This window comes from Devosia sp. XGJD_8, from assembly GCF_046614475.1.
In the GTDB taxonomy this organism is placed as follows: Bacteria; Pseudomonadota; Alphaproteobacteria; order Rhizobiales; family Devosiaceae; genus Devosia.
In genome coordinates this window covers 1,331,976-1,352,351 of record NZ_JBKJHF010000001.1, presented here as the reverse complement: position 1 = coordinate 1,352,351, position 20,376 = coordinate 1,331,976, and the positions used below count along the sequence as shown (strand labels likewise).

The following is a 20,376-nucleotide window of genomic DNA, read 5'->3' as shown; positions in this document are numbered from 1 at the left end:
GACCTGCCATGACCAAGCCCATGCCGCCTGTCGCCGCCCGCAAGCCGCACTCCGCCACGTTTCACGACATCAGGCGTGAGGATCCCTACCACTGGCTGCGCGCGCATAACTGGCAGGAGGTGATGCAGAAGCCCGAGACGCTGGACGCGGAAATCCGCGACTATCTCGAGGCTGAGAATGCCTATTTCGAAGCCGAGTTCGGCAAGCCGACCGAGGCGCTGCAGGAGACCCTCTACAAGGAGATCCGCGGCCGCATAAAGGAAGACGACAGCGGCATCCCCTCCCCCGATGGGCCCTTCGCCTATAATTCGCGCATGCTCGAGGGCAAGCAGTATCCCCAGATCGTCCGCACCGCCCGCGAGGGCGGCCCCGAAACCGTGCTGCTCGACTGCAATGTGGAAGCGGGCGAGGACTATTTCGGCTTTGCCGGCGCCGAGCATGACCGCAGCCACCGTTACCTCGCCTGGGCCGCCGACCGCGCCGGTTCGGAATATTATGACATCGTCATCCGCGATCTCGATACTGGCAAGGACAGCGCCGAAGTCATCACCGAAACGGCCGGCTCCTATGTCTGGAGCAATGATTCCAGCGCCATCTACTATACCGAGTATGACGACAATCACCGGCCCTACCGCGTGCGCCTGCACACGATAGGCACCGATCAGGCCAGTGACCCGATCATCTTCGAGGAGGCCGATCCCGGCTTCTTCGTCGGCGTCGGCCGCACTCTGAGCGACAGGTTCATCGTCATCGACGCGCATGACCACCAGACCAGCGAATGCTGGCTGATCGACGCCGAAACGGGCGGCGCGCCGCGCCTGGTCGCGCCCCGGTTGACGGACCGGGAATATGACATCGACGAGCGTGATGGCCTTCTCTACATCCGCACCAATGCCGATGGCGCCGAGGACTTCAAGGTCGTCACCGCCCCGGTCGACAATCCTGGCGCCGAGAACTGGACCGACCTCGTCCCGCACAGCCAGGGCGTGCTGATCCTCGACACGATCGTGATCAGGAACCACCTGCTGCGCCTCGAACGCCACGAGGGCCTGCCGCGCATCGTCGTGCGCGACCTGCGGACCGGCAAGGAGGAGACCGTCGGCTTCGACGAGGAAGCCTATAGCCTGGGCATGTCGGTCGGCTACGAGTTCGACACCTCGGTCTTCCGCCTCACCTATTCCTCGCCCACCACGCCGTCGCGCACCTATGACATGGATCTCGAGACCGGCACGCGCACCCTGCTCAAGGAGCAGGAAGTGCCCTCCGGCCACAATCCCGACGACTACGAGACGCGCCGGCTCTTTGCCACCGCGCCCGATGGCGAACTGGTCCCGGTGACCCTGCTCTATCGCAAGGGTCTGGTGCTCGACGGCTCCGCGCCGACCCTGCTCTATGGCTATGGCGCCTATGGCATGTCCATGCCCGCGGCCTTCTCGATCTCCGCCCTGTCGCTGGTCGATCGCGGCTTCGTGCATGCCACGGCCCATATCCGGGGCGGCATGGAAAAGGGCTATCGCTGGTACGTGCAGGGGCGCCGCGAGCACAAGACCAATACCTTCACCGATTTCATCGCTGCCGCGGAAATGCTGATCGAGCAGGGCTATACCGCTCGCAACCGTATCGTGGCGCAGGGCGGCTCGGCCGGCGGCATGCTGATGGGCGCCGTCGCCAACCTCCGGCCCGACCTTTGGGCCGGCATTCTCGCCCAGGTGCCGTTCGTGGACGTGCTCAACACCATGCTCGATGAGACGCTGCCGCTCACCCCGCCGGAATGGCCCGAATGGGGCAATCCCCTGGCCTCGGCCGAGGACTATGCGCGTATCGCCGCCTATGCGCCCTATGAGCAGGTTGCCGCCAAGCCCTATCCGCCGATCTTCGCGCTGGCCGGTCTCACCGATCCGCGCGTGACCTATTGGGAGCCTGCCAAGTGGGTCGCCCGGCTTCGCGCAACCAAGAGCGGGGATGCTCCATTGTACCTGCGCACCAATATGGGCGCCGGCCATGGCGGCGCGTCGGGTCGTTTCGACCGGCTCAAGGAAACAGCCATGTGCTACGCCTTTGCGCTCAATGCGGTCGGTCTGGAAGGATCATTTCCGTCCAACTGATTGTTCTGCCGTCATAATCGGCCTATACCAGTGCCGAATTCACCCAGCGTCCAATCCAGAAACCGGAGGCCAACATGTCCACCAAGTTCACTCTGCCGCCACTGCCCTATGCCTATGATGCACTCGGCCCCTATATGTCGGCGGAAACGCTGGAATATCACCACGACAAGCACCACCAGGCCTATGTCACCAATGGCGAGAAGCTGCTGGAGGGTTCGGGCCTCGAAATCCTGCCGCTCGAAGACATCGTCAAGGAGAGCTACGGCAAGAATGCCGGCCTCTTCAACAATGCCGGCCAGCACTACAACCACGTGCATTTCTGGAACTGGATGAAGCCCAATGGCGGCGGCAACAAGCTGCCGGGCGCCCTGCAGGCGGCCATCGATTCCGATCTGGGCGGCTTTGACAAGTTCCGCGCCGATTTCATCGCCGCCGGCACCACCCAGTTCGGTTCGGGCTGGGCCTGGCTGTCGCTCAAGGACGGCAAGCTGGAAGTCACCAAGACCCCCAATGGCGAGTCGCCGCTGGTGCATGGCGGCAAGCCGCTGCTCGGCGTCGATGTGTGGGAACACTCCTATTACATCGACTACCGCAATGCCCGTCCCAAGTATCTCGAAGCCTGGTTCGACAACCTGGTGAACTGGGAGCATGTCGAGCACATGTTCGAAGAAGCCAAGGCGTAATCTTGCGCTGGGGCCCTCCTTCTGAGGGCCCCGACCCTCCCCGCAAGGCGGAGGGAGTTGACTGCGAATGCCAGCCCGCCGCGCCCTGCGCCGGCGGGCTTTCTTCTGCTCGGCCCGCGTTTTCCCCGCCAATTAGCCATTTCGGGCATGCAGGCCTTCAACCACCGCTCCACCCATGGTAACGCTTCGTTTACTATTGGGGAGCTTGAGAGCCCGTGTCGACCAAGGTGGTTGCCATCATCGCCGCAAATCCTGCCCTGTCGTCACTGCTGGCGATGGTGGTGGCCGGCGACTCGCATCTCAAGGTTCGTCAGTTCGAGAGCGAGGCCGAGCTGGTGGCCTATATGCGCATTGCGCCGCTCGACATGCTGGTCTGCGACTTCGACCGCGAGGACCGTCCGGCTTATGAAATGGTCGAGAGCATCCGTCTCAACAATGACCTGCTCAGCCAGGATGTCCCGGTGATTGCGCTGACCCGCACCATCACCCCGCCCATGCGGCACCAGGCGATCAGCGCCGGTATCGACGAGGTTATCATCAAGCCGATGTCGCCCCGCCACTTGCTACAGCGCATCCAGACGCGGCTGCGCAGCCGCAGTGTTGTCGGCGTGCTCGGCGGCTATCGTGGCCCCGAGCGGCGCAATCGCACCACCATGCCGACGCCACAGCCCGTGCCGACCCGGCGCATCACCGACAATGTGATTCCGCTCTTCCCCGACCGCCGCAAGCCAAGGCACCCCGGCCTCGACGGCTAAGCCTTCCTCACCTCTCCCTTCGGGCGAGAGGTCGGCCCTCTTGGGCCGGGTGAGGGGCCTTCCACAACCTTGTCTGTAGAGAAACCTCACCAACGAGAGGTATGTCTCTTACCGCGCCTCGCTGATCAGCCGGCTCAGCCGGCCCCACAGGTCCTCGATCGTATCGGCAAACTGCACGGCGCGCTCGTGGCCGGGCAGTCCTGGCGAGAGGACATCGGCAGCATAGCCGCGGATCACCTCATAGGCACGGTGACGGTTGAGCATGACGACGGGCGGCGTGCGCCCCATGGCCTTGGCCGCTGCCCAGGTGCCGAACAGGGCAGAAGCGGAGGCCAGCGAGCCCGGCAGTGCCACATAGGCCTCGGCCAGCTCCGACAGGCGCGCCAGGCGCTCCTCGCGCGTGGGCAGGATGTCCATTGTCACGCCCGCGAGAGCGGGCGGGAGGGTGATGCCGGGGTCAGCGACGATCCGCACTTGCCCCCCGGCCGCGCGCGCGGCGGTGATCAGCGGCACGGGAATGATGCCGCCTTCGGCAAGACACACGATGCTGGCGCCGCGCTTGGCAAAATAGGTGCCGGTCTGGCTCATGATCGAGGCGCGTTCAGGGTCACCGGGCCCCCGGTCGGAGGCAAAGACAGCGATGACATGGGCGGCGGCGGCAGGTTCCATCGTGCTCATCGGCCGCGCTTCAGCCCGCCCAGGATGCCGCGCACCAGCGCGCTTCCCAGCCGGTTGGCGACAGTGCGCGCCAGCGAGTTCATCGCCGCTTCGGCTGGTGTCTGGCGCGAAGAGGTGCGACGCGGCCGGTCCTCCTGGTAGCTGCGTTCCGCGGTCTTGCGCTCTTCGTCTTCCTGGCGCTGCCGTTCCTCGGCCAGTTGCCGGTCCCGCGCCTTGCGCGCCAGCACCTCGAAGGCGGAATCCCGGTCCACCAGAGTGTCATAGAGCCCGGCCACGGGCGAATTGGCCATGATGGCGCGGCGCTCTTCAGGCAATAGCGGCCCGACCTGGGCCGAGGGCGGCCGGATCATCGTGCGTCCCACCATCGAGGGGACGCCCTTGGATTCCAGCACCGACACCAGGGCTTCGCCAATGCCGAGCTGGGTGATGACCTCTTCTGTCGAAAAGGCCGGATTGGGCCGGAAGGTGTCGGCGGCAACGCGGACCGCCTTCTGCTCGCGCGGCGTATAGGCGCGCAGCGCATGCTGCACCCGGTTGGACAGCTGAGCGAGCACCGTATCGGGAATGTCGACCGGGTTCTGCGTCACGAAATAGACGCCGACGCCCTTGGAGCGCACCAGCTTGACGACCTGTTCGACCTTGTCGATCAGCACCTTGGGGGCGTCATCGAACAGCAGATGCGCTTCGTCGAAAAAGAACACCAGTTTGGGCCGGTCCGGGTCGCCCACCTCGGGCAGTTCCTCGAACAGTTCGGACAGCATCCAGAGCAGGAAAGTCGCGTAGAGCCGCGGCGCGCGCATCAGTTCATCGGCGGCGAGAATCGAGATGAAACCGCGGCCATTGCGATCGGTGCGCATCAGGTCGGCGATATCGAGCGCGCGCTCGCCGAAGAAATTCTCGGCACCCTGCTGTTCCAGCACCAGCAGCGCCCGCTGGATGGCGCCGATCGAGGCGGTGGACACATTGCCATAGGTGGCCGAGATTTCCTTGGCCCGCTCCTGGATGTCGATCAGCAGGGCCCGCAGGTCCTTGAGATCGAGCAGCAGCAGGCCTTCGTCATCGGCCAGCTTGAAGGCGATGTTGAGCACGCCCTCCTGGGTGTCGTTGAGTTCCAGCATGCGGCTGAGCAGCAAGGCGCCCATTTCCGAAATGGTGGCGCGGATCGGATGGCCCTGCCGGCCGAACAGGTCCCAGAAGATCACCGGGAAGATGTCGTCCTTGAAATCGGTGAAGCCGATTTCCTGCGCCCGCTGGGTCTGCCAGCCCTGCGCCGCACCCATCTTGGCCACGCCGGAAAGGTCACCCTTGATGTCTGCCGCGAAAACCGGCACGCCCGCTGCCGAAAATCCCTCGGCCAGCACCTGCAGCGTCACCGTCTTGCCGGTGCCGGTGGCGCCGGTCACCAGGCCATGGCGGTTGCCATATTTGAGGGCGAGATATTCGGGCTGCGTGCTGGTCCCGAGAAAGATCTTGTCGTCAACGAGCATCAGCGCCGCCTTGCTTTGGGTTGGGCTCTTATAGCCGTCCGCGTCGGCGCGGGACAACTCGTAACTCTCTTGTCCCGCAGGGCGCGTCCGGGCGAGCGCGACGCGTCACGGCGCGAACCGCGTGCCGGCCATGCAATCTGCCCGTGGCCACTAGCCGACTGCGCGCAGTTCACCCACCTCGGCCCCGCGCACGCTTCTGATCTTCTGGTGTGCCAGCCCCTCCAGCAGCGCGCGTTGCTTTGCATCGGGATCGGCCAGTTGCAGCAGCATGCCGGCGAGCATGGCCTGTGACGCGGCGATATTGCCGTCGTCGCATTTGAGGGCATAGCCCCAGCCCTTGTCGCGGATGGCGCCGCATTGCACGCCCTCGGCGCCCACCTTCTGCATCAGCCGCCCCTTGAATGCCGCCATCAGCAGCGTATCGGCATGGTCGGTTCCGGCTACCAGGTGTGGGTGGCTGGTCGCGGCATCGAAGAGCCGCCGCGCGGCAGTTGCCAGTTCGTCGGAAATGCCCCTTCCCGTCGCCATGCGGGCGAAGCCAAAGGCGAAGGCGCGCAGCGGTGCTGCATAAGTGGGGATCGAGCAGCCATCGGTGCCGCACTTGCCCTCGCTCAGCGGTTCGCCGATCACCGCTTCCACCGCGGTGCGGACCCGCTTTTGCACCTCATGCTCGCGGCCTACGTAGCCGACGGTCGGCACGCCCATGGCCAAAGCCACGCTCAGCATGCCCGAATGCTTGCCCGAGCAATTGTTGTGCAGGGCGCTCGGCTCGGCGCCGGCAGCCCGCAGCTTTTCGCGGGCAGCGCTGTTGGTGGGCTGATGCGCACCGCATTCGAGGTCGGCCACCGAGAGACCGAGGCGCGTGAGCAATCCCTGGGCCGTCGCCACATGGGCGTCTTCGCCATGATGGCTGGCACAGGCCAGGGCCAGTTCTTCCTCGGTATGGTGGAACTTGTCTTCGGCATGCTGGGCGAAGATCGGCAGGGCCTGCATGGATTTGATCGCCGAGCGCGGAAAGATCGGCCGCTCGATATCGCCGGACGAAGCGATGATCGTCCCATCGGCATCGACCACGACATAGGCGCCGCGGTGGCGGTTCTCGATCCAGTTGCCGCGAATGGTCTCGGCAAGAACGGGATTGGCATCCATCACAAAAAACTCCGGTCCAGGCTGTTCGTCACGAACAGCGCAGGACCGGAAAAGTCAACACAGCATGGGAAGGAGGCAGGCACGAAACTCGCATCGGCGAGGGTGGAGACCCGGACAGTCTGCAGCTGCGATTCGCGGCGATGGTCGAGCCGCAGCCTGCCGGGTCTCCGCCGTCGCCGACGGCCGGGATCAGATATCCCAGTCGTGGACGACGGTCAGGTAACGGGAATTAACCCAGCCCGTGGTGTCCTGCGCGCCAACCAGGCACCAGTCGGCGCCGGTCTTGGCTTCGATGCAGCGCTCGACCCAGACATGGCTGCCGGGGGCGAAAGCACCGACCTTCTGCGAATAGGATGCGGGCCATTTGCGGACATTGAGCTTGTCCCAGTGGGCGACACCGGTCACCTGTGCCAGCTGGTCGACCTGGTAGCCGGCCGCCATGGCTGGTTGCACCGCGAAGGCGCCGGCGGCGGCGATGATCACACCGCAGAGCGTGGCGACCAGAACCTTTTCCTGTTGCTTGTTCATTTCTGTCTCCCTCGACAGTGTTTCATCTGATGCCGGGAGGATGCCCTCCCGGCTTTGAACCGATCGTGATGGGGGCGTTCATTCACCGTTCAGACTCGTGACCGAATTTCAGCGCATGTCGCGCTGGTGGACGAAGAGATTGACCGAGTCATTCCGGCCAAAGCGCAGTGCAACCACGTCGAAATGGTCGTAGCCACGGGTGGTCAGCGTCGCCATCAAGGCCGGATTGCGGGCGATAAACTGGCGCAGCGTCTCGACATTTCCGTCGCGGAACAGCGTGCCGTAATTGTTGCGGTCCAGTTCATCCTCACAGACCGGCGTCAGCCAGATCCGCTGGTCGGCACCGATAGCCGAGACTTCATTCGTCCGCACAAGCGGATGCATGAAGGCATTGAAACTGCACTCGGTTTCGGTGTTGGACTTGGGATAGTTCGGCGTGTTCTTGCCCGGCACGGCCTGAGCATTGGCGCCCAGCGTGGCGAAGGCGGTGAGCAGTCCGGCGGCGAGGATAACGGTTGCGGTATGCTTCATTTTCGATCTCCCTGATTGATGGGCTCTTGGCCCTGTGGTGACCGTTATGTGCCTTTCCAGTTGAACTGCTCGTGAGGGGCGCGTTCATGTTCTATTTACCGAGAGGGACGGCTTGGCATTGGGTCGTTGGCATGCCACCCTTGCGCGATAGAAGGGGGAATTCCCTTGAATGCAGAGGAGGTTAGGATGGCCAAGGTTCTGGTGACGGGCGGCAGTGGCAAGCTTGGGCGCGCGGTGTTGCGCGACCTGGTGGCGCATGGCTACGACGTGCTCAACATCGATCAGCAGGCCCTGCCCGAGCCGATCTGCCCCAGCGTGCGCATCGATCTGACCAATTTCGGCGAGGTCGCAGCGGCGATTCTGGGCGGCGTCGATGAGCGCAAGGGCCCGTTCGACGCCGTGGTTCACCTGGCAGCAATTCCGGCCCCGGGCCTCGCCGCGAATGCCCGGATATTCGCCAACAATGTCCCGACCACCTACAATGTCTTCGAGGCCAGCCGCCTTGCCGGCATCAAGAACATCGTCTTTGCTTCGAGCGAAACCGTGCTGGGCCTGCCCTTTGATACGCCGCCACCCTATGCGCCGGTCGACGAAGAGTATTATCCGCGTCCGGAATCGGCCTATTCGCTGGGCAAGCTGCTGGACGAAACCATGGCCGCCCAATTCTGCCGCTGGGATCCCTCCCTGCGGATCGTCGGCCTGCGCTTCTCCAATGTCATGAACCCCGAGGACTACGCCGCCTTCCCCAAGTTCGACGCCGATCCGCACAGCCGCAAATGGAACCTGTGGGGCTATATCGATGCCCGCGACGGCGCCCAGGCTGTCCGCCGGTCGATCCAAGCCGACTTCACTGGCTTTGAGGCTTTCATCATCGCCAATGCGGACACCGTAATGAGCCGCTCCAACATGTCCCTGCTGGCGGAGGTCTTCCCGAGCGTCCCAACCAAGGGAAATTTGTCGGCCAACGGCACGCTGCTGTCCATCGAGAAGGCGAAGCGAATGCTGGGCTACTCCCCGCAGTTCAGCTGGAAGAGCGAGGCCGCCGCCAAGGTCTGAAAGCGCTGTGAACGTGTTTGCATAGGAAATGTGCACACGTATCACTTGTGCTTTTTGTGGGCACCGGCATAACTGCCGGCAATGCCGAGCCCTGACCTATCCATTCTGATCATCGACGAGAACCGCATTCGTGCGTCCATTATTGAGGACGGCCTGCGGGAGGCCGGCTATGGCCGCGTGGCAGTGATTCACGACGTCAACGAAGTGGCCCGCACCATCCAGGCGACCATGCCGGACGTGGTGTTCATCGATCTCGAAAATCCCAAGCGCGACACGCTCGAGCACTTCTTCTCGCTGTCACGCGCCATTCAGCGCCCGATCGCCATGTTCGTGGATCGCTCTGACGGCGCCATGATCGAGAAGGCGGTGGAGGCCGGGGTGTCGGCCTATGTGGTGGACGGCCTCAAGAAGGAACGGGTCAAGCCGATCCTCGACATGGCCATCTCCCGCTTCAACGCCTTTTCACGCCTGACGCGGGAGCTTGAACAGGCCCGCAGCGAGCTGGAAGACCGCAAGATCATCGAGCAGGCCAAGGGCATATTGATGAAAACGCGCGGACTCGCGGAGGCCGAGGCCTATGCCCTGCTCCGCTCGACCGCCATGAACCAGAACCGGAGGCTGGTCGACATCGCCCAGAGCCTTGTGACCGCCGCCGATCTCCTGGGCCCATAGGAAAATCGCCATGCCCACCACCCACCTCACCGCCGGATTCCTGCCCCTGCTCGACAGCGTGCTGCTGGTGCTGGCGCGCGAGAAGGGCTTTGCCGAGGCGCAGGGACTGGACCTGCACCTGGTACGTGAGACCAGCTGGGCCAATATCCGCGACCGTGCGGCCATCGGCCATTTCGACATTGCCCAGATGCTGGCGCCGATGCCGCTGGCGGCCAGCCTGGGCCTCACCCCGATTGCGACCCCGATGATCGCGCCGGTGGTATTGGGGCTGGGCAACAACGCCATCACCGTGAGCGCCGACCTCTGGAAGGCCATGGCGGATCAGGGCGCACCTGGCGACCTGGCCGCCGGCCCGGCTGGCACGGCACTGGCCAGGGTTGTCGCCGCCGGGCGCAAGCTTCGCTTTGGCGTCGTGCACCAGACTTCGTCGCACAATTACGAGCTGCGCTACTGGCTTGCGGCGAGCGGCATCATGCCGGATCGCGACATAGAGATTGTCGTGCTGCCACCACCCCTGCTGCCTGACGCGCTCGGTGCAGGCGGCATTGACGGCTATTGCGTGGGCGAGCCCTGGAACAGCATTGGCGTGGCAACCAAGGGCGCGCAGATCGCGACCGTCAAGGCCTCGATTTGGCAATCCAGTCCGGACAAGGTCATCGGCATGCGCGCAACCTGGGCCGAGGAGAACCCAGAACTGGTATCGGCCATGGTTCGCGCCATTTACCTCGCGGGCATCTGGTGTGCCGATCCGGCCAATCATGCGGAGGCCGCGCGGATCATGGCCGCACCCGCCTATCTGAACGCGGACGAGGCCATCGTCGCGCGCGCCCTGACGGGCATGCTCGATATCGGCGGCGGCACGGTGCGTCACGTGCCGGACTATTTCATTCCGCATGCCAGCGCGGCCAACTTCCCATGGAAGAGCCATGCCCTGTGGTACTATTCCCAGATGGTGCGCTGGGGCGAAGTATCGGCCAGCCCCGCCCATGCCGAGATTGCCGCAGCCTGCTTCCGCTCCGATCTCTATCGCACGGCCCTCGCCCCCCTGGGCGCCGCGGTACCCGTCTCCGACTACAAGACCGACGGGACACGCCAGACTGCCGCTCCGATACCGGCGGAAGACGGCAGCCTGACGATGGGCCCCGACCTGTTCTTCGATGGCCAGGTGTATGACCCCGACGCGCTCGACGCCTATATCGCGAGCCAGCGGCGTCCCTGATTCAATCTTGGGCATGCCACCCAGGATGATCGCAAAATAGGCAGTTTGGTGCAGATTTGGTCGGTTCTGGTTTCAGAGGGCGATTTTCACATCCGGCCCTCAATCCACCAAGCCGTTGCCTGCATTAAGAAAACTGTCGCACCGACGACTTGGCACGCTTCGTGCAATGTTGTTTGCGAACGGGCTCCTCCCAAGACGCTCTTCAAGTCGATGTCCAACGATGGGCGTCACCCAGGCAAAGCTGCCAACAAGTACGCATGCGGTGCAAACCGGATGCGATGCTCTGTTGGCAGCTTTTTTGTTTTTCCGATCGGTGCAGATGGAGAACTACATGACGAAGAATACGACCACCCGGCGCGGATTTCTCAAGGGGGCCACGGCAACCGCAGCGACGCTGATCGCAGCGCGGTCCCTGTTCCCGTCGGGGGCCTTCGCACAGGGTGCGGGTCCGGAAGTGACCGGTGCCAAGCTGGGCTTCATCGCGCTGACCGACGCAGCTCCATTGATCATCGCCCTCGAGAAGGGGCTCTTTGCCAAGCATGGCGTGCCTGACGTGGAGGTGCTCAAGCAGGCCTCCTGGGGCGCAACGCGTGACAATCTCGTACTTGGCGGCGCTGCCAACGGCATCGACGGCGCGCATATCCTGACACCCATGCCCTATCTGATGAGCCTGGGCACCGTCACCGGCGGCATGCCCGTGCCGATGTCGATCGTGGCCCGCCTGAACTATGACAGCCAGGGCATTTCGGTGGCGCAGGAATACAAGGATGTCGGTGTCGAGCTGGACAGCTCGCCGCTCAAGGCCGTGTTCGCCGAGCGCAAGGCTGCCGGCAAGGAAGTCAACATCGCCATGACCTTCCCTGGCGGTACACATGACCTGTGGATCCGCTATTGGCTGGCTGCCGGCGGTATCGACCCCAATGCCGACGTTTCTGTCATCACCGTGCCGCCGCCCCAGATGGTGGCGAACATGAAGGTGGGCACGATGGACGCCTTCTGCGTGGGCGAGCCCTGGAACGAGCAGCTCGTCAACCAGGGCATCGGCTTCACCGCGACGACTACAGGGGAGCTCTGGAAGCACCACCCCGAAAAGGCGCTTGGCCTGCGCACCGACTTCATCGACGCGAACCCGGTCGCCACGCAAGCCATCCTGATGGCCGTCATGGAAGCCCAGCAGTGGTGCGACGGAATGGAAAACAAGGATGAAATGTCCACCATTCTGGGCAAGCGCAGCTGGTTCAATGTGCCGCCGGTCGATGTTGCCGGCCGGCTCAAGGGCGATATCAACTACGGCAATGGCCGCGTCGCCACCGCCACCGGACTCGAGATGAAGTTCTGGAAGGATTACGCGTCCTACCCCTTCAAGAGCCACGATGCCTGGTTCCTCACCGAGAATATCCGCTGGGGCTATCTTCCGGGCACGACCGACATCACCGCAGCGGTCGACATGGTCAACCGCGAAGACATCTGGCGCGGCGCGGCTGCGGCGCTCGGTATCGCTGCCGCGGACATTCCTGAAGGCACATCGCGCGGTGTCGAGACCTTCTTTGATGGCAAGGTGTTCGATCCGGCCAATCCCTCCGCCTATCTCGACAGCCTCGCCATCAAGGCGATGGTCTGACCCAACGCGGTGCGGGGCCTCTCCCCCCCGCACCCTTTCCGGCCTGCCCCGAAAGGACACTGACCATGACCGCCACCGTCCAGCGCCTCGTCACCCCGACAGCGTCTGCGGCCACCGCCAATGCCGCGGTATTCGCCTTGCCCAAGCCTGCCTCGCGTCCGCGCTCCTGGCAGAAGACGCTGGGCCAGATCGCTGCCAATGTCATTCCGCCGCTGGTGGTCATCGCCCTGGCGCTGATCATCTGGGAAATCCTGTGCTCCACGCCCGGCGCGTCCCTGCCTGCGCCGAGCCGGGTCTGGACCGATGCTGCCGAGCTGATCTACAGCCCGTTCTTTGATTATGGTCAGGGCGATATCGGCCTGGGACTGCGCGTGCTGACCTCGCTGCAGCGCGTCGCCATTGGCTTCGGGATCGCGGCGCTGGTTGGCGTGACGGTCGGGGCCGTCATCGGCCAGTCGATCTGGGCCATGCGCGGGCTGGACCCGATCTTCCAGATCCTGCGCACCGTGCCCCCCCTTGCCTGGCTGCCGCTGTCGCTGGCCGCCTTCATGGATTCGGGGCCCTCGGCCATCTTCGTGATCTTCATCACCTCCGTCTGGCCGGTGCTGATCAATACCGCCGTGGGCGTGCGCAACATCCCGCAGGATTATCGCAACGTCGCCCTGATCCTGCGCCTCAACCAGTTCGAGTTCTTCTTCAAGATCATGATCCCGGCTGCCGCCCCCTACATCTTCACGGGCCTGCGCATCGGTGTGGGCCTGTCTTGGCTGGCCATCGTCGCAGCAGAAATGCTGACCGGCGGCGTCGGTATCGGCTTCTTCATCTGGGATGCGTGGAACAGCTCGCGCCTCTCCGACATCATCGTCGCGCTGGCCTATATCGGGGTCGTAGGGTTCATCCTCGACCGTCTGGTAGCTGCCATCGGCGCCTTCGTCACCCGCGGCACGTCCGCGAACTGAGGAACCCAGCCATGACCTATCTTCGCATCGACAACGTCGACAAGCATTTCGACCGCGGCGGCGTCCGCTCGGAAGTCCTCAAGGGGATCAGCATCGATATCGCCCAGGGCGAGGTGATCTCCATCATCGGCCATTCGGGCTGCGGCAAGTCCACCTTGCTGAACCTGATTGCGGGCCTCACCGAGGTCTCGTCGGGCGGCATCATGCTCGAGGGCAACGAGGTCAACGGCCCCGGCCCGGAACGTGCCGTGGTGTTCCAGAACCACTCCCTGCTGCCCTGGCTCACCGTCTATGAGAACGTCAACCTGGCCGTGGCCAAGGTGTTCGGCCGCAGCAAGACCGGCGCACAGCGCCACGAATGGATCATGCAGAACCTTGACCTGGTCCAGATGAGCCATGCCAAGGACAAGCGCCCGACGGAGATTTCCGGCGGCATGAAGCAGCGCGTCGGGATTGCCCGGGCACTGGCCATGCAGCCCAAGATCCTGCTGCTCGACGAGCCCTTCGGTGCGCTGGACGCCCTGACCCGCGCCCATCTGCAGGACGCCGTCATGGACATCCAGAAAAAGCTCGGCAACACCATGATCATGATCACCCATGACGTGGACGAAGCGGTGCTGCTGAGCGACCGGATCGTCATGATGACCAATGGTCCCTCCGCCCGCATCGGGGAAATCCTCGACGTGCCGCTGGAGCGCCCCCGCCAGCGGCTCGACCTGGCTGCCGACCGCACCTATCTCAAGTGCCGTGAAGCCGTGCTCAAGTTCCTCTACGAACGCCACCGTTTCGTTGAGGCCGCGTAGTGGACGGCTGGATCGACATCGGTACGGTTGACGCCATCCCGCGCCGGGGCGCGCGCTGCGTCAACACACCGACGGGCAAGATCGCGGTCTTCCGGACGCAGGAAGACCAGATCTTTGCCATCGAGAACCGCTGCCCGCACAAGGCCGGGCCCCTGGCCGAGGGCATCGTGCATGGCGCCTCGGTGACCTGTCCGCTGCACAACTGGGTGTTTGACCTGGCGACGGGCCAGGCACTCGGCGCGGACGAGGGGCAGGTCAAGACCTTCCCGACGGAGGTCGTCGACGGCCGCATCTTCATGGCCTACCAGGTGTCCAGCATGGCGGCGGCCGAATGAACCAGCCGCTTGCCAGCACGACCGTTCGCACCACCTGCCCCTATTGCGGGGTGGGCTGCGGCGTGCTTGCGACGCCGCAAGCGGATGGATCGGTGGCGATAGCCGGCGATCCGGAGCATCCGGCCAATTTCGGGCGCCTGTGCTCGAAGGGGTCGGCCCTGGGGGAAACCCTGTCGCTCGATGGTCGTCTGCTTTATCCGGAAATCGATGGCGCCAGAGTCACTTGGGACGAAGCGCTCGAGCGGGTTGCGAACACCTTCACGCAGACCATCGCCGAGTTCGGGCCCGACTCCGTTGCCATCTATGGCTCCGGGCAGTTGCTCACCGAGGACTATTACGTCGCCAACAAGCTGATGAAGGGCTTCATCGGCTCGGGCAATATGGACACCAATTCGCGCCTTTGCATGGCCTCCTCCGTGGCCGGCCACAGGCGCGCCTTCGGCTCCGATACGGTGCCGGGCAATTACGAGGACCTGGAGCTCGCCGACCTCGTGGTGCTAGTCGGCTCCAATCTGGGCTGGTGCCATCCGGTGCTCTACCAGCGCATCGTCAAGGCCAAGGCCGAGCGTCCGAACATGCGCGTCGTGCTCATCGACCCGCGCCGGACCGTCACCGCCGACATCGCCGACCTTCACCTGGCCGTGCAGTCCGATGGGGACAGCGCCCTCTTCGTCGGGTTGCTGGCTCATCTCGCAGACAATGGCGTCACCGCACCGGACTTCGTCGCCGCGCATACCAGTGGGCTCGACGCGACCCTGCTGGTCGCGGAAGACTGGTCCGTCGCCCGCGTCGCCAGCGCTACCGGTCTCTCCGAGAAGTCGGTTGCGCTCTTTTACGACTGGTTTGCCGCAACCGAAAAAGCGGTCACAGTCTATTCGCAGGGCGTCAACCAGTCGGCATCGGGCACCGACAAGGTCAATGCCATCATCAACTGCCATCTGCTCACCGGACGCATCGGCCGGCCGGGCATGGGCCCCTTCTCCGTCACCGGCCAGCCCAATGCCATGGGCGGCCGGGAGGTGGGCGGCTTGGCCAATATGCTTGCCGCCCACATGGATTTCACCCCTGAAGCCATCGATCGGGTCGGGCGCTTCTGGGGCAGCGACCGGGTCGCCAGCAGGCCTGGGCTCAAGGCCGTCGACCTGTTTGCGGCCATGGCGCGCGGCGAGATCAAGGCCGTGTGGATCATGGCGACGAACCCAGTCGACTCCATGCCGGAAGCCGATGCGGTGCGCGCGGCGCTCGCCGCCTGCCCCTTCGTGGTTGTCTCGGACATGTCGGCACGGACCGATACCGGCGTGACGGCGCATGTGCGCCTGCCCGCCGCCGGCTGGGGCGAAAAGGACGGCACGGTCACCAATTCGGAACGCCGCATATCGCGCCAGCGCCCCTTCCTCGCCCTGCCCGGCGAAGTCCGCCCCGACTGGTGGATCGTCAAGGAAGTTGCCAGCCGCATGGGCTTTGAGCAGGCCTTCAGCTATCGCAGCCCCGCGCAGATCTTTGCCGAGCATGTGGCCCTGTCCGCCTTCGAGAATGATGGCGCGCGCGACTTCGACCTCTCCGGCCTTGCCAGTGCTGACTATGGCAACCTGCCGCCGACGCAATGGCCGGTGCGCCACAGGCCCGCCGCCCGAATGTTTGGCGATGGAGCGTTCTTCACCAGTGACGGCAAGGCGCGCTTCGTACCGGTCCTGCCGCCGCCGCCCTTTGCGCCGGCCCCGGGATCCTTCATCCTCAATACCGGCCGCGTGCGCGACCATTGGCACACGATGACGCGTACCGGGAAAACCGCGCGCCTCTCGGCGCATTACGCCGAGCCATTCGTGGAGATTCATCCGGCCGATGCCGAGGCGCTCAACATCCGGCGCGCCAGCCTCGTGCGGCTCAGCAACCGGCATGGCAGCGTCGTGGTGCGGGCCCTGGTCACCGATCGCCAGCGGCGCGGCCACCTGTTCGTGCCCATGCACTGGACCGACCAGTTCGCCTCCAATGGGCGCATCGATGCACTGGTCACCGCCAAGGTCGACCCGTTCTCCGCCCAGCCCGCGCTCAAGATGGCCGAGGTGCATGCCGAACCGGTGCATACCCGGATTTACGGCTTCTTCGTCTCCGCCGGTCGCCCCGTGCTCGATGCGGGCTACTGGGCCATTGCCGAGGCCATCGGGGGCACGCGGGGAGAACTCGGCTGGTTCGAGGAACCCCTCGACTGGTCGGAATGGCTCAGGGCCGCCTTCGGCCTCTCCGGGGCCGCAATTGTCGAATCCGTGCTCGACGCCCGCTCCGGCCGGCGCAACTTTGCCGTCATCGAAAAGGGCCGGCTGGTCGTCGCGCTCTACACGGCGCCCGATCCGGTGCTGGTGTCTCGGCAATGGGCGACGGACCTGCTCGTGGCCGATAATCTCGGCGCCTCTGCAGTCCTCGCCGGCCGGCCGGGAGCCGATATGCCCGATAGCGGCGCCATTATCTGCTCGTGCTTTTCAGTGGGCATCAACACCATCACTGCCGCTGTCACCCAGCAGGGCTGCAGCACAGTCGAGGCCGTCGGCGCCTGCACCAGGGCCGGCACCAATTGCGGCTCCTGCCGCGCCGAAATCAGGGGGATCATCGATGCAAGTCGTCTCCAGGCAGCCGAATAGCACGCGTCACGACAGGGTCGCTCCGCTCGCCGTCCTGCCGGTCTTCTTCGACCTGGTGGGCAAGCGCGTTGTCGCCATCGGCGGTTCGGAACCCGCCACCTGGAAGATCGAGCTGCTCGCTGCAGCCGGCGCGCATGTCCAGGTGCTGGCGCCTATTGCCGAATGGTGCGACGACCTCATAGCCTTGGCCGAGACCGGTGCGGCCGCCGGCACGATCAGCCTCGTCGACCGCCACTGGGCGCCGTCCGACCTGTCCGGCGCGACGCTGGCCGTCGCCGACATCGAGGACGATGCCGACGCCTTGGCCTTCATCGCCGCGGCGCGCGACGCCAGCGTGCCTTACAATGTGATCGACCGCCCGGAATTCTGCCAGTTCCAGTTCGGCACCATCGTCAACCGCTCCCCCGTCGTGGTCGGCATTTCGACGGCCGGTGCGGCGCCCATTCTCGGCCAGGCCGTGCGCCGCCGCATCGAGACACTGCTGCCCAGTACGCTGAGCGCCTGGGCCCAGCTCGCCCAACAGGTGCGCGCCACCGTCATGGAACGCCTCGAAGCCGGCCCGCAGCGCCGCGCCTTCTGGGAGCGCCTGGTCGACCGCGCTTTCGGCGACAGCGCGCCGACGGCGATGGATGAAGATATCGACGCGATCAAAGCGGCGCCCGCGGTGGGTCGTGTCACGCTGGTTGGCGCCGGACCGGGGGATGCAGACCTGCTCACCATCAAGGCGGTGCGCGCGCTGCAGTCCGCCGACGTCATCCTGTTCGACGACCTCGTCTCCGCAGAGGTGCTCGAGCTGGCCCGCCGCGAGGCCAAGCGCATGCTGGTCGGCAAGCGCGCGGCGCGAGAAAGCTGCCGCCAGGAAGACATCAACGAGATGATGCTGACCCTGGCCCGCCAGGGCAAGCATGTGGTGCGTCTCAAGTCCGGCGACCCGATGATCTTCGGCCGCGCCGGCGAGGAGATCGAGATGCTGGAACAGCATGGCATTGCCGTCACGGTCGTGCCCGGCGTCACCGCCGCCCTGGCCCTGGCCAGCCGGCTTGGCCTGTCCCTGACCCATCGCGACCATGCCCAATCGGTGCGCTTCGTCACCGGCCATTCGCGCAAGGGCGTGCTGCCGGAAACCCTCAACTGGGTGGCACTCGCCGACTCCGCCACCACCAGCGTCTATTACATGAGCCGCCGCACCCTTCCCGAGATTGTCAGCCAGCTCCGCGCCCAAGGCATGAGCCTTGAGACGCCGGCGGTCATCGCCTGCAATGTCGGCCGGGCCGACGAGCAGGTCTGGCGCGGCACGATCGGGGAAGCGGTCGCAGCGGTGGAGGCCTTCCCGCTGTCAGCACCGACGATCTTTGCGGTGGGCGATGCGCTGAAGCAGCGTTCGATCGCCAGTGTCGCGATGGCGGCCAGCGCCTGATCCAGGGCGGTGGACTGAAGCTTCAGCCCACGGATATATGCCCAATCCCCTTGTTGGCGATTTCGTCGAGGCTTTCCTCGTAGCCGGCATCGGCATAGCGCATCACGCCCAGTGCCGTGTCATTGGTCAGCGCATGTTCCAGCCGCTCGTCACCGCCCGGCGTGCCATCGGCAATCACTGTTACGCCGGCCGAAGTCATATAGCCCGCATAGCCGCCACCGCCCGAGTGCACCACGACCAGGTCGGCCATAGATGAGCACAGCAGCATGGCATCGAGAATAGGCCAGTCGGCAATGGCGTCCGACCCGTCCTTCATGGCTTCCGTCATGATATTGGGATGCGCCATGGCGCCGGCATCGAGATGATCGCGGCTGAAGGCGACCGGGCCGGCCAGGGTGCCGTCGGCGACCATGGCGTTCACTGCCCGCGCCAGCGCGGTGCGCTCGCCGTGGCCAAACCAGGCGATTCGCGCCGGCAGGCCCTCGAAGGGCACGTGCTGGCGGGCCAGCTTGATCCAGTTTGTGACGATGCGGTTGTCCGGGAACATTTCGAGCAGCTTGTCGTCGATCTTGCGAATGTCCTCTGGATCGCCCGACAATGCCATCCAGCGGAAGGGCCCGATGGCGCGGGCGAAGAGCGGTCGCAGATAGGCTTCGGTGAAGATCCTGATATCGAAGGCATTCTCCACTCCACCCGCCTTGGCGTGGGTGCGGATCAGGTTGCCATTGTCGAATACTTCGGCCCCCGCCTGCTGGAAGGCGAGCATGGCCCGGACATGGTCGACGATCGATGCCCGGCTGGCCGCCATCAGCTGGCCCGGCCCCTCGACGCGCAGGCGCCTGACCTCGTCCAGCGACATGCCCTTGGGCACATAGCCATAGACCAGGTCATGCGCTGACGTCTGGTCGGTGACGATATCGGGAACGATGCCGCGCCGGGCAATCTCGGGATAGATTTCGGCGGCGTTGCCGACGAGGCCGATGGAGGTTGCGCGCTTTTCGGCGACGGCCCTGTCGATCATCGCCAAAGCCGTATCGAGATCGGGGGCAATCTCCTCAAGGTAGCCGATCTCCTTGCGCTTGCGCGCCCGTTCAGGGTCGATGTCGACGCAGAGGATCGCCGCCCCGGCCATGCGCCCGGCCAGCGGCTGCGCGCCACCCATGCCGCCGAGCCCGGCGGTAAGGATGAAGCGTCCCGCGAGCGAGCCGCCGAAGCGGTTCTCGGCAATGCGCATGAAGATTTCGTAGGTGCCCTGGATAACACCCTGGCTGCCGATATATTGCCAGGCGCCGGCAGTGAGCCCGCCCCAGCAGATCAGGCCCTTTTTCTCGAGTTCGTAGAACACCTCGGCCTTGGCCCACTGCCCGACAATGTTGCAATTGGCCATGATGACCAACGGCGCCCTGGCATGGGTCTTGAGCAGGCCGATCGGCTTGCCCGACTGGATGATCAGCGTCTGGTCCTCGTCCATGCGCAGCAGCGTTTCGACGATGGCCTTGTGGCTCGCCCAGTTCCGCGCCGCCTTGCCCAAAGCCGCATAGACGATCAGCTCCTCGGGATTCTCGCCGACCGCGAGAACGTTTTCCAGCAGGCGCAGCAGAGCCTCCTGCCGCCAGCCCCTGGCGCGCAGCTCCGGACCGCCTGGAATCGGAAAATTGGGGTGACGGAGATTGGGTGTGGGCATTTTTCTCGCTCTTTCTCTACCCCTCCCAGGGAGAGGTAAGGCAGGTCAGATCGCCATT

The 20,376-nt window shown here is 64.8% G+C and carries 18 protein-coding genes; 12 read left to right on the top strand and 6 right to left on the bottom strand.

Annotated features, from left to right (window positions below; genetic code table 11):
- Nucleotides 1–8 precede the first annotated feature (8 nt).
- The 3 genes from ACLI1C_RS06330 to ACLI1C_RS06320 all read left to right on the top strand — a co-directional run bounded on the left by ACLI1C_RS06330 (nucleotide 9) and on the right by ACLI1C_RS06320 (nucleotide 3,543).
- Nucleotides 9–2,105 carry a S9 family peptidase gene (locus ACLI1C_RS06330; protein ID WP_411398241.1) on the top strand — a complete coding sequence of 699 codons (2,097 nt, stop codon included), beginning with the start codon at nucleotides 9–11 and terminating at the stop codon, nucleotides 2,103–2,105.
- Between the two features lie 74 nt (nucleotides 2,106–2,179).
- On the top strand, nucleotides 2,180–2,788 hold the full coding sequence (locus ACLI1C_RS06325; RefSeq protein WP_411396021.1) for a superoxide dismutase: 609 nt from the start codon (nucleotides 2,180–2,182) through the stop codon (nucleotides 2,786–2,788).
- 215 nt (nucleotides 2,789–3,003) lie between these two features.
- Entirely contained in the window at nucleotides 3,004–3,543 is a 540-nt protein-coding gene (locus tag ACLI1C_RS06320) for a two-component system response regulator (RefSeq protein ID WP_411396020.1), read from the top strand.
- A gap of 108 nt (nucleotides 3,544–3,651) precedes the next feature.
- On the opposite strand, the gene ACLI1C_RS06315 is transcribed toward ACLI1C_RS06320, so the two are convergent.
- The 5 genes from ACLI1C_RS06315 to ACLI1C_RS06295 form a co-directional block, all read right to left on the bottom strand.
- Nucleotides 3,652–4,221, bottom strand: coding sequence for a hypothetical protein (locus tag ACLI1C_RS06315; protein WP_411396019.1), 570 nt, complete (start codon nucleotides 4,219–4,221; stop codon nucleotides 3,652–3,654).
- Entirely contained in the window at nucleotides 4,218–5,708 is a 1,491-nt protein-coding gene (locus tag ACLI1C_RS06310; protein WP_411396018.1) for a helicase HerA-like domain-containing protein, read from the bottom strand. Before ACLI1C_RS06310 ends, ACLI1C_RS06315 begins: the two co-directional genes overlap by 4 nt.
- Before the next feature lie 150 nt (nucleotides 5,709–5,858).
- Complete coding sequence (locus ACLI1C_RS06305) at nucleotides 5,859–6,857, bottom strand: asparaginase (protein WP_411396017.1); 999 nt, start codon at nucleotides 6,855–6,857, stop codon at nucleotides 5,859–5,861.
- Nucleotides 6,858–7,046: 189 nt separating this feature from the next.
- A complete protein-coding gene (locus ACLI1C_RS06300; protein ID WP_411396016.1) occupies nucleotides 7,047–7,385 on the bottom strand; it encodes an SH3 domain-containing protein in 339 nt (112 codons plus the stop codon).
- Between the two features lie 108 nt (nucleotides 7,386–7,493).
- Nucleotides 7,494–7,916, bottom strand: a complete 423-nt coding sequence (locus ACLI1C_RS06295; protein WP_411396015.1) for a hypothetical protein — start codon at nucleotides 7,914–7,916, stop codon at nucleotides 7,494–7,496.
- A gap of 186 nt (nucleotides 7,917–8,102) precedes the next feature.
- Here ACLI1C_RS06295 and ACLI1C_RS06290 point away from each other — a divergent pair, with 186 nt between their 5' ends.
- From ACLI1C_RS06290 to cysG, 9 genes are all read left to right on the top strand, one after another.
- Nucleotides 8,103–8,972, top strand: a complete 870-nt coding sequence (locus ACLI1C_RS06290; RefSeq protein ID WP_411396014.1) for an NAD-dependent epimerase/dehydratase family protein — start codon at nucleotides 8,103–8,105, stop codon at nucleotides 8,970–8,972.
- An 81-nt stretch (nucleotides 8,973–9,053) separates the two neighbouring features.
- A complete protein-coding gene (locus ACLI1C_RS06285; RefSeq protein WP_411396013.1) occupies nucleotides 9,054–9,644 on the top strand; it encodes an ANTAR domain-containing response regulator in 591 nt (196 codons plus the stop codon).
- A 10-nt stretch (nucleotides 9,645–9,654) separates the two neighbouring features.
- Nucleotides 9,655–10,863 (top strand): CmpA/NrtA family ABC transporter substrate-binding protein, encoded by a 1,209-nt coding sequence (locus ACLI1C_RS06280; RefSeq protein WP_411396012.1) that lies wholly within the window; start codon nucleotides 9,655–9,657, stop codon nucleotides 10,861–10,863.
- A 331-nt stretch (nucleotides 10,864–11,194) separates the two neighbouring features.
- Nucleotides 11,195–12,484: a CmpA/NrtA family ABC transporter substrate-binding protein gene (locus tag ACLI1C_RS06275; RefSeq protein ID WP_411396011.1), complete on the top strand. Its 1,290-nt coding sequence runs from the start codon at nucleotides 11,195–11,197 to the stop codon at nucleotides 12,482–12,484.
- Nucleotides 12,485–12,549: 65 nt separating this feature from the next.
- The gene (gene ntrB, locus ACLI1C_RS06270; protein ID WP_411396010.1) at nucleotides 12,550–13,443 is read left to right on the top strand and encodes a nitrate ABC transporter permease; all 894 of its coding nucleotides are present in this window, start codon (nucleotides 12,550–12,552) and stop codon (nucleotides 13,441–13,443) included.
- Between the two features lie 11 nt (nucleotides 13,444–13,454).
- A complete protein-coding gene (locus ACLI1C_RS06265; protein ID WP_411396009.1) occupies nucleotides 13,455–14,246 on the top strand; it encodes an ABC transporter ATP-binding protein in 792 nt (263 codons plus the stop codon).
- Nucleotides 14,246–14,581, top strand: a complete 336-nt coding sequence (nirD, locus tag ACLI1C_RS06260; protein ID WP_411396008.1) for a nitrite reductase small subunit NirD — start codon at nucleotides 14,246–14,248, stop codon at nucleotides 14,579–14,581. Before ACLI1C_RS06265 ends, nirD begins: the two co-directional genes overlap by 1 nt.
- Entirely contained in the window at nucleotides 14,578–17,217 is a 2,640-nt protein-coding gene (locus ACLI1C_RS06255) for a molybdopterin-dependent oxidoreductase (RefSeq protein ID WP_411396007.1), read from the top strand. Before nirD ends, ACLI1C_RS06255 begins: the two co-directional genes overlap by 4 nt.
- Complete coding sequence (gene cysG, locus ACLI1C_RS06250) at nucleotides 17,189–18,634, top strand: siroheme synthase CysG (RefSeq protein WP_411396006.1); 1,446 nt, start codon at nucleotides 17,189–17,191, stop codon at nucleotides 18,632–18,634. Before ACLI1C_RS06255 ends, cysG begins: the two co-directional genes overlap by 29 nt.
- Nucleotides 18,635–18,656: 22 nt before the next feature.
- Here cysG and ACLI1C_RS06245 read toward each other — a convergent pair whose 3' ends face one another.
- On the bottom strand, nucleotides 18,657–20,318 hold the full coding sequence (locus ACLI1C_RS06245; protein ID WP_411396004.1) for a urocanate hydratase: 1,662 nt from the start codon (nucleotides 20,316–20,318) through the stop codon (nucleotides 18,657–18,659).
- Nucleotides 20,319–20,376: the final 58 nt, after the last annotated feature.

Coding starts and splice junctions, on each gene's coding strand:
- ACLI1C_RS06330 (WP_411398241.1), top strand. CDS start 9: ATGACCAAGCCCATGCCGCCTGTCGCCGCCCGCAAGCCGCACTCCGCC.
- ACLI1C_RS06325 (WP_411396021.1), top strand. CDS start 2,180: ATGTCCACCAAGTTCACTCTGCCGCCACTGCCCTATGCCTATGATGCA.
- ACLI1C_RS06315 (WP_411396019.1), bottom strand. CDS start 4,221: ATGAGCACGATGGAACCTGCCGCCGCCGCCCATGTCATCGCTGTCTTT.
- ACLI1C_RS06310 (WP_411396018.1), bottom strand. CDS start 5,708: ATGCTCGTTGACGACAAGATCTTTCTCGGGACCAGCACGCAGCCCGAA.
- ACLI1C_RS06305 (WP_411396017.1), bottom strand. CDS start 6,857: ATGGATGCCAATCCCGTTCTTGCCGAGACCATTCGCGGCAACTGGATC.
- ACLI1C_RS06300 (WP_411396016.1), bottom strand. CDS start 7,385: ATGAACAAGCAACAGGAAAAGGTTCTGGTCGCCACGCTCTGCGGTGTG.
- ACLI1C_RS06295 (WP_411396015.1), bottom strand. CDS start 7,916: ATGAAGCATACCGCAACCGTTATCCTCGCCGCCGGACTGCTCACCGCC.
- ACLI1C_RS06290 (WP_411396014.1), top strand. CDS start 8,103: ATGGCCAAGGTTCTGGTGACGGGCGGCAGTGGCAAGCTTGGGCGCGCG.
- ACLI1C_RS06285 (WP_411396013.1), top strand. CDS start 9,054: ATGCCGAGCCCTGACCTATCCATTCTGATCATCGACGAGAACCGCATT.
- ACLI1C_RS06280 (WP_411396012.1), top strand. CDS start 9,655: ATGCCCACCACCCACCTCACCGCCGGATTCCTGCCCCTGCTCGACAGC.
- ACLI1C_RS06275 (WP_411396011.1), top strand. CDS start 11,195: ATGACGAAGAATACGACCACCCGGCGCGGATTTCTCAAGGGGGCCACG.
- ntrB (WP_411396010.1), top strand. CDS start 12,550: ATGACCGCCACCGTCCAGCGCCTCGTCACCCCGACAGCGTCTGCGGCC.
- ACLI1C_RS06265 (WP_411396009.1), top strand. CDS start 13,455: ATGACCTATCTTCGCATCGACAACGTCGACAAGCATTTCGACCGCGGC.
- ACLI1C_RS06255 (WP_411396007.1), top strand. CDS start 14,578: ATGAACCAGCCGCTTGCCAGCACGACCGTTCGCACCACCTGCCCCTAT.
- cysG (WP_411396006.1), top strand. CDS start 17,189: ATGCAAGTCGTCTCCAGGCAGCCGAATAGCACGCGTCACGACAGGGTC.
- ACLI1C_RS06245 (WP_411396004.1), bottom strand. CDS start 20,318: ATGCCCACACCCAATCTCCGTCACCCCAATTTTCCGATTCCAGGCGGT.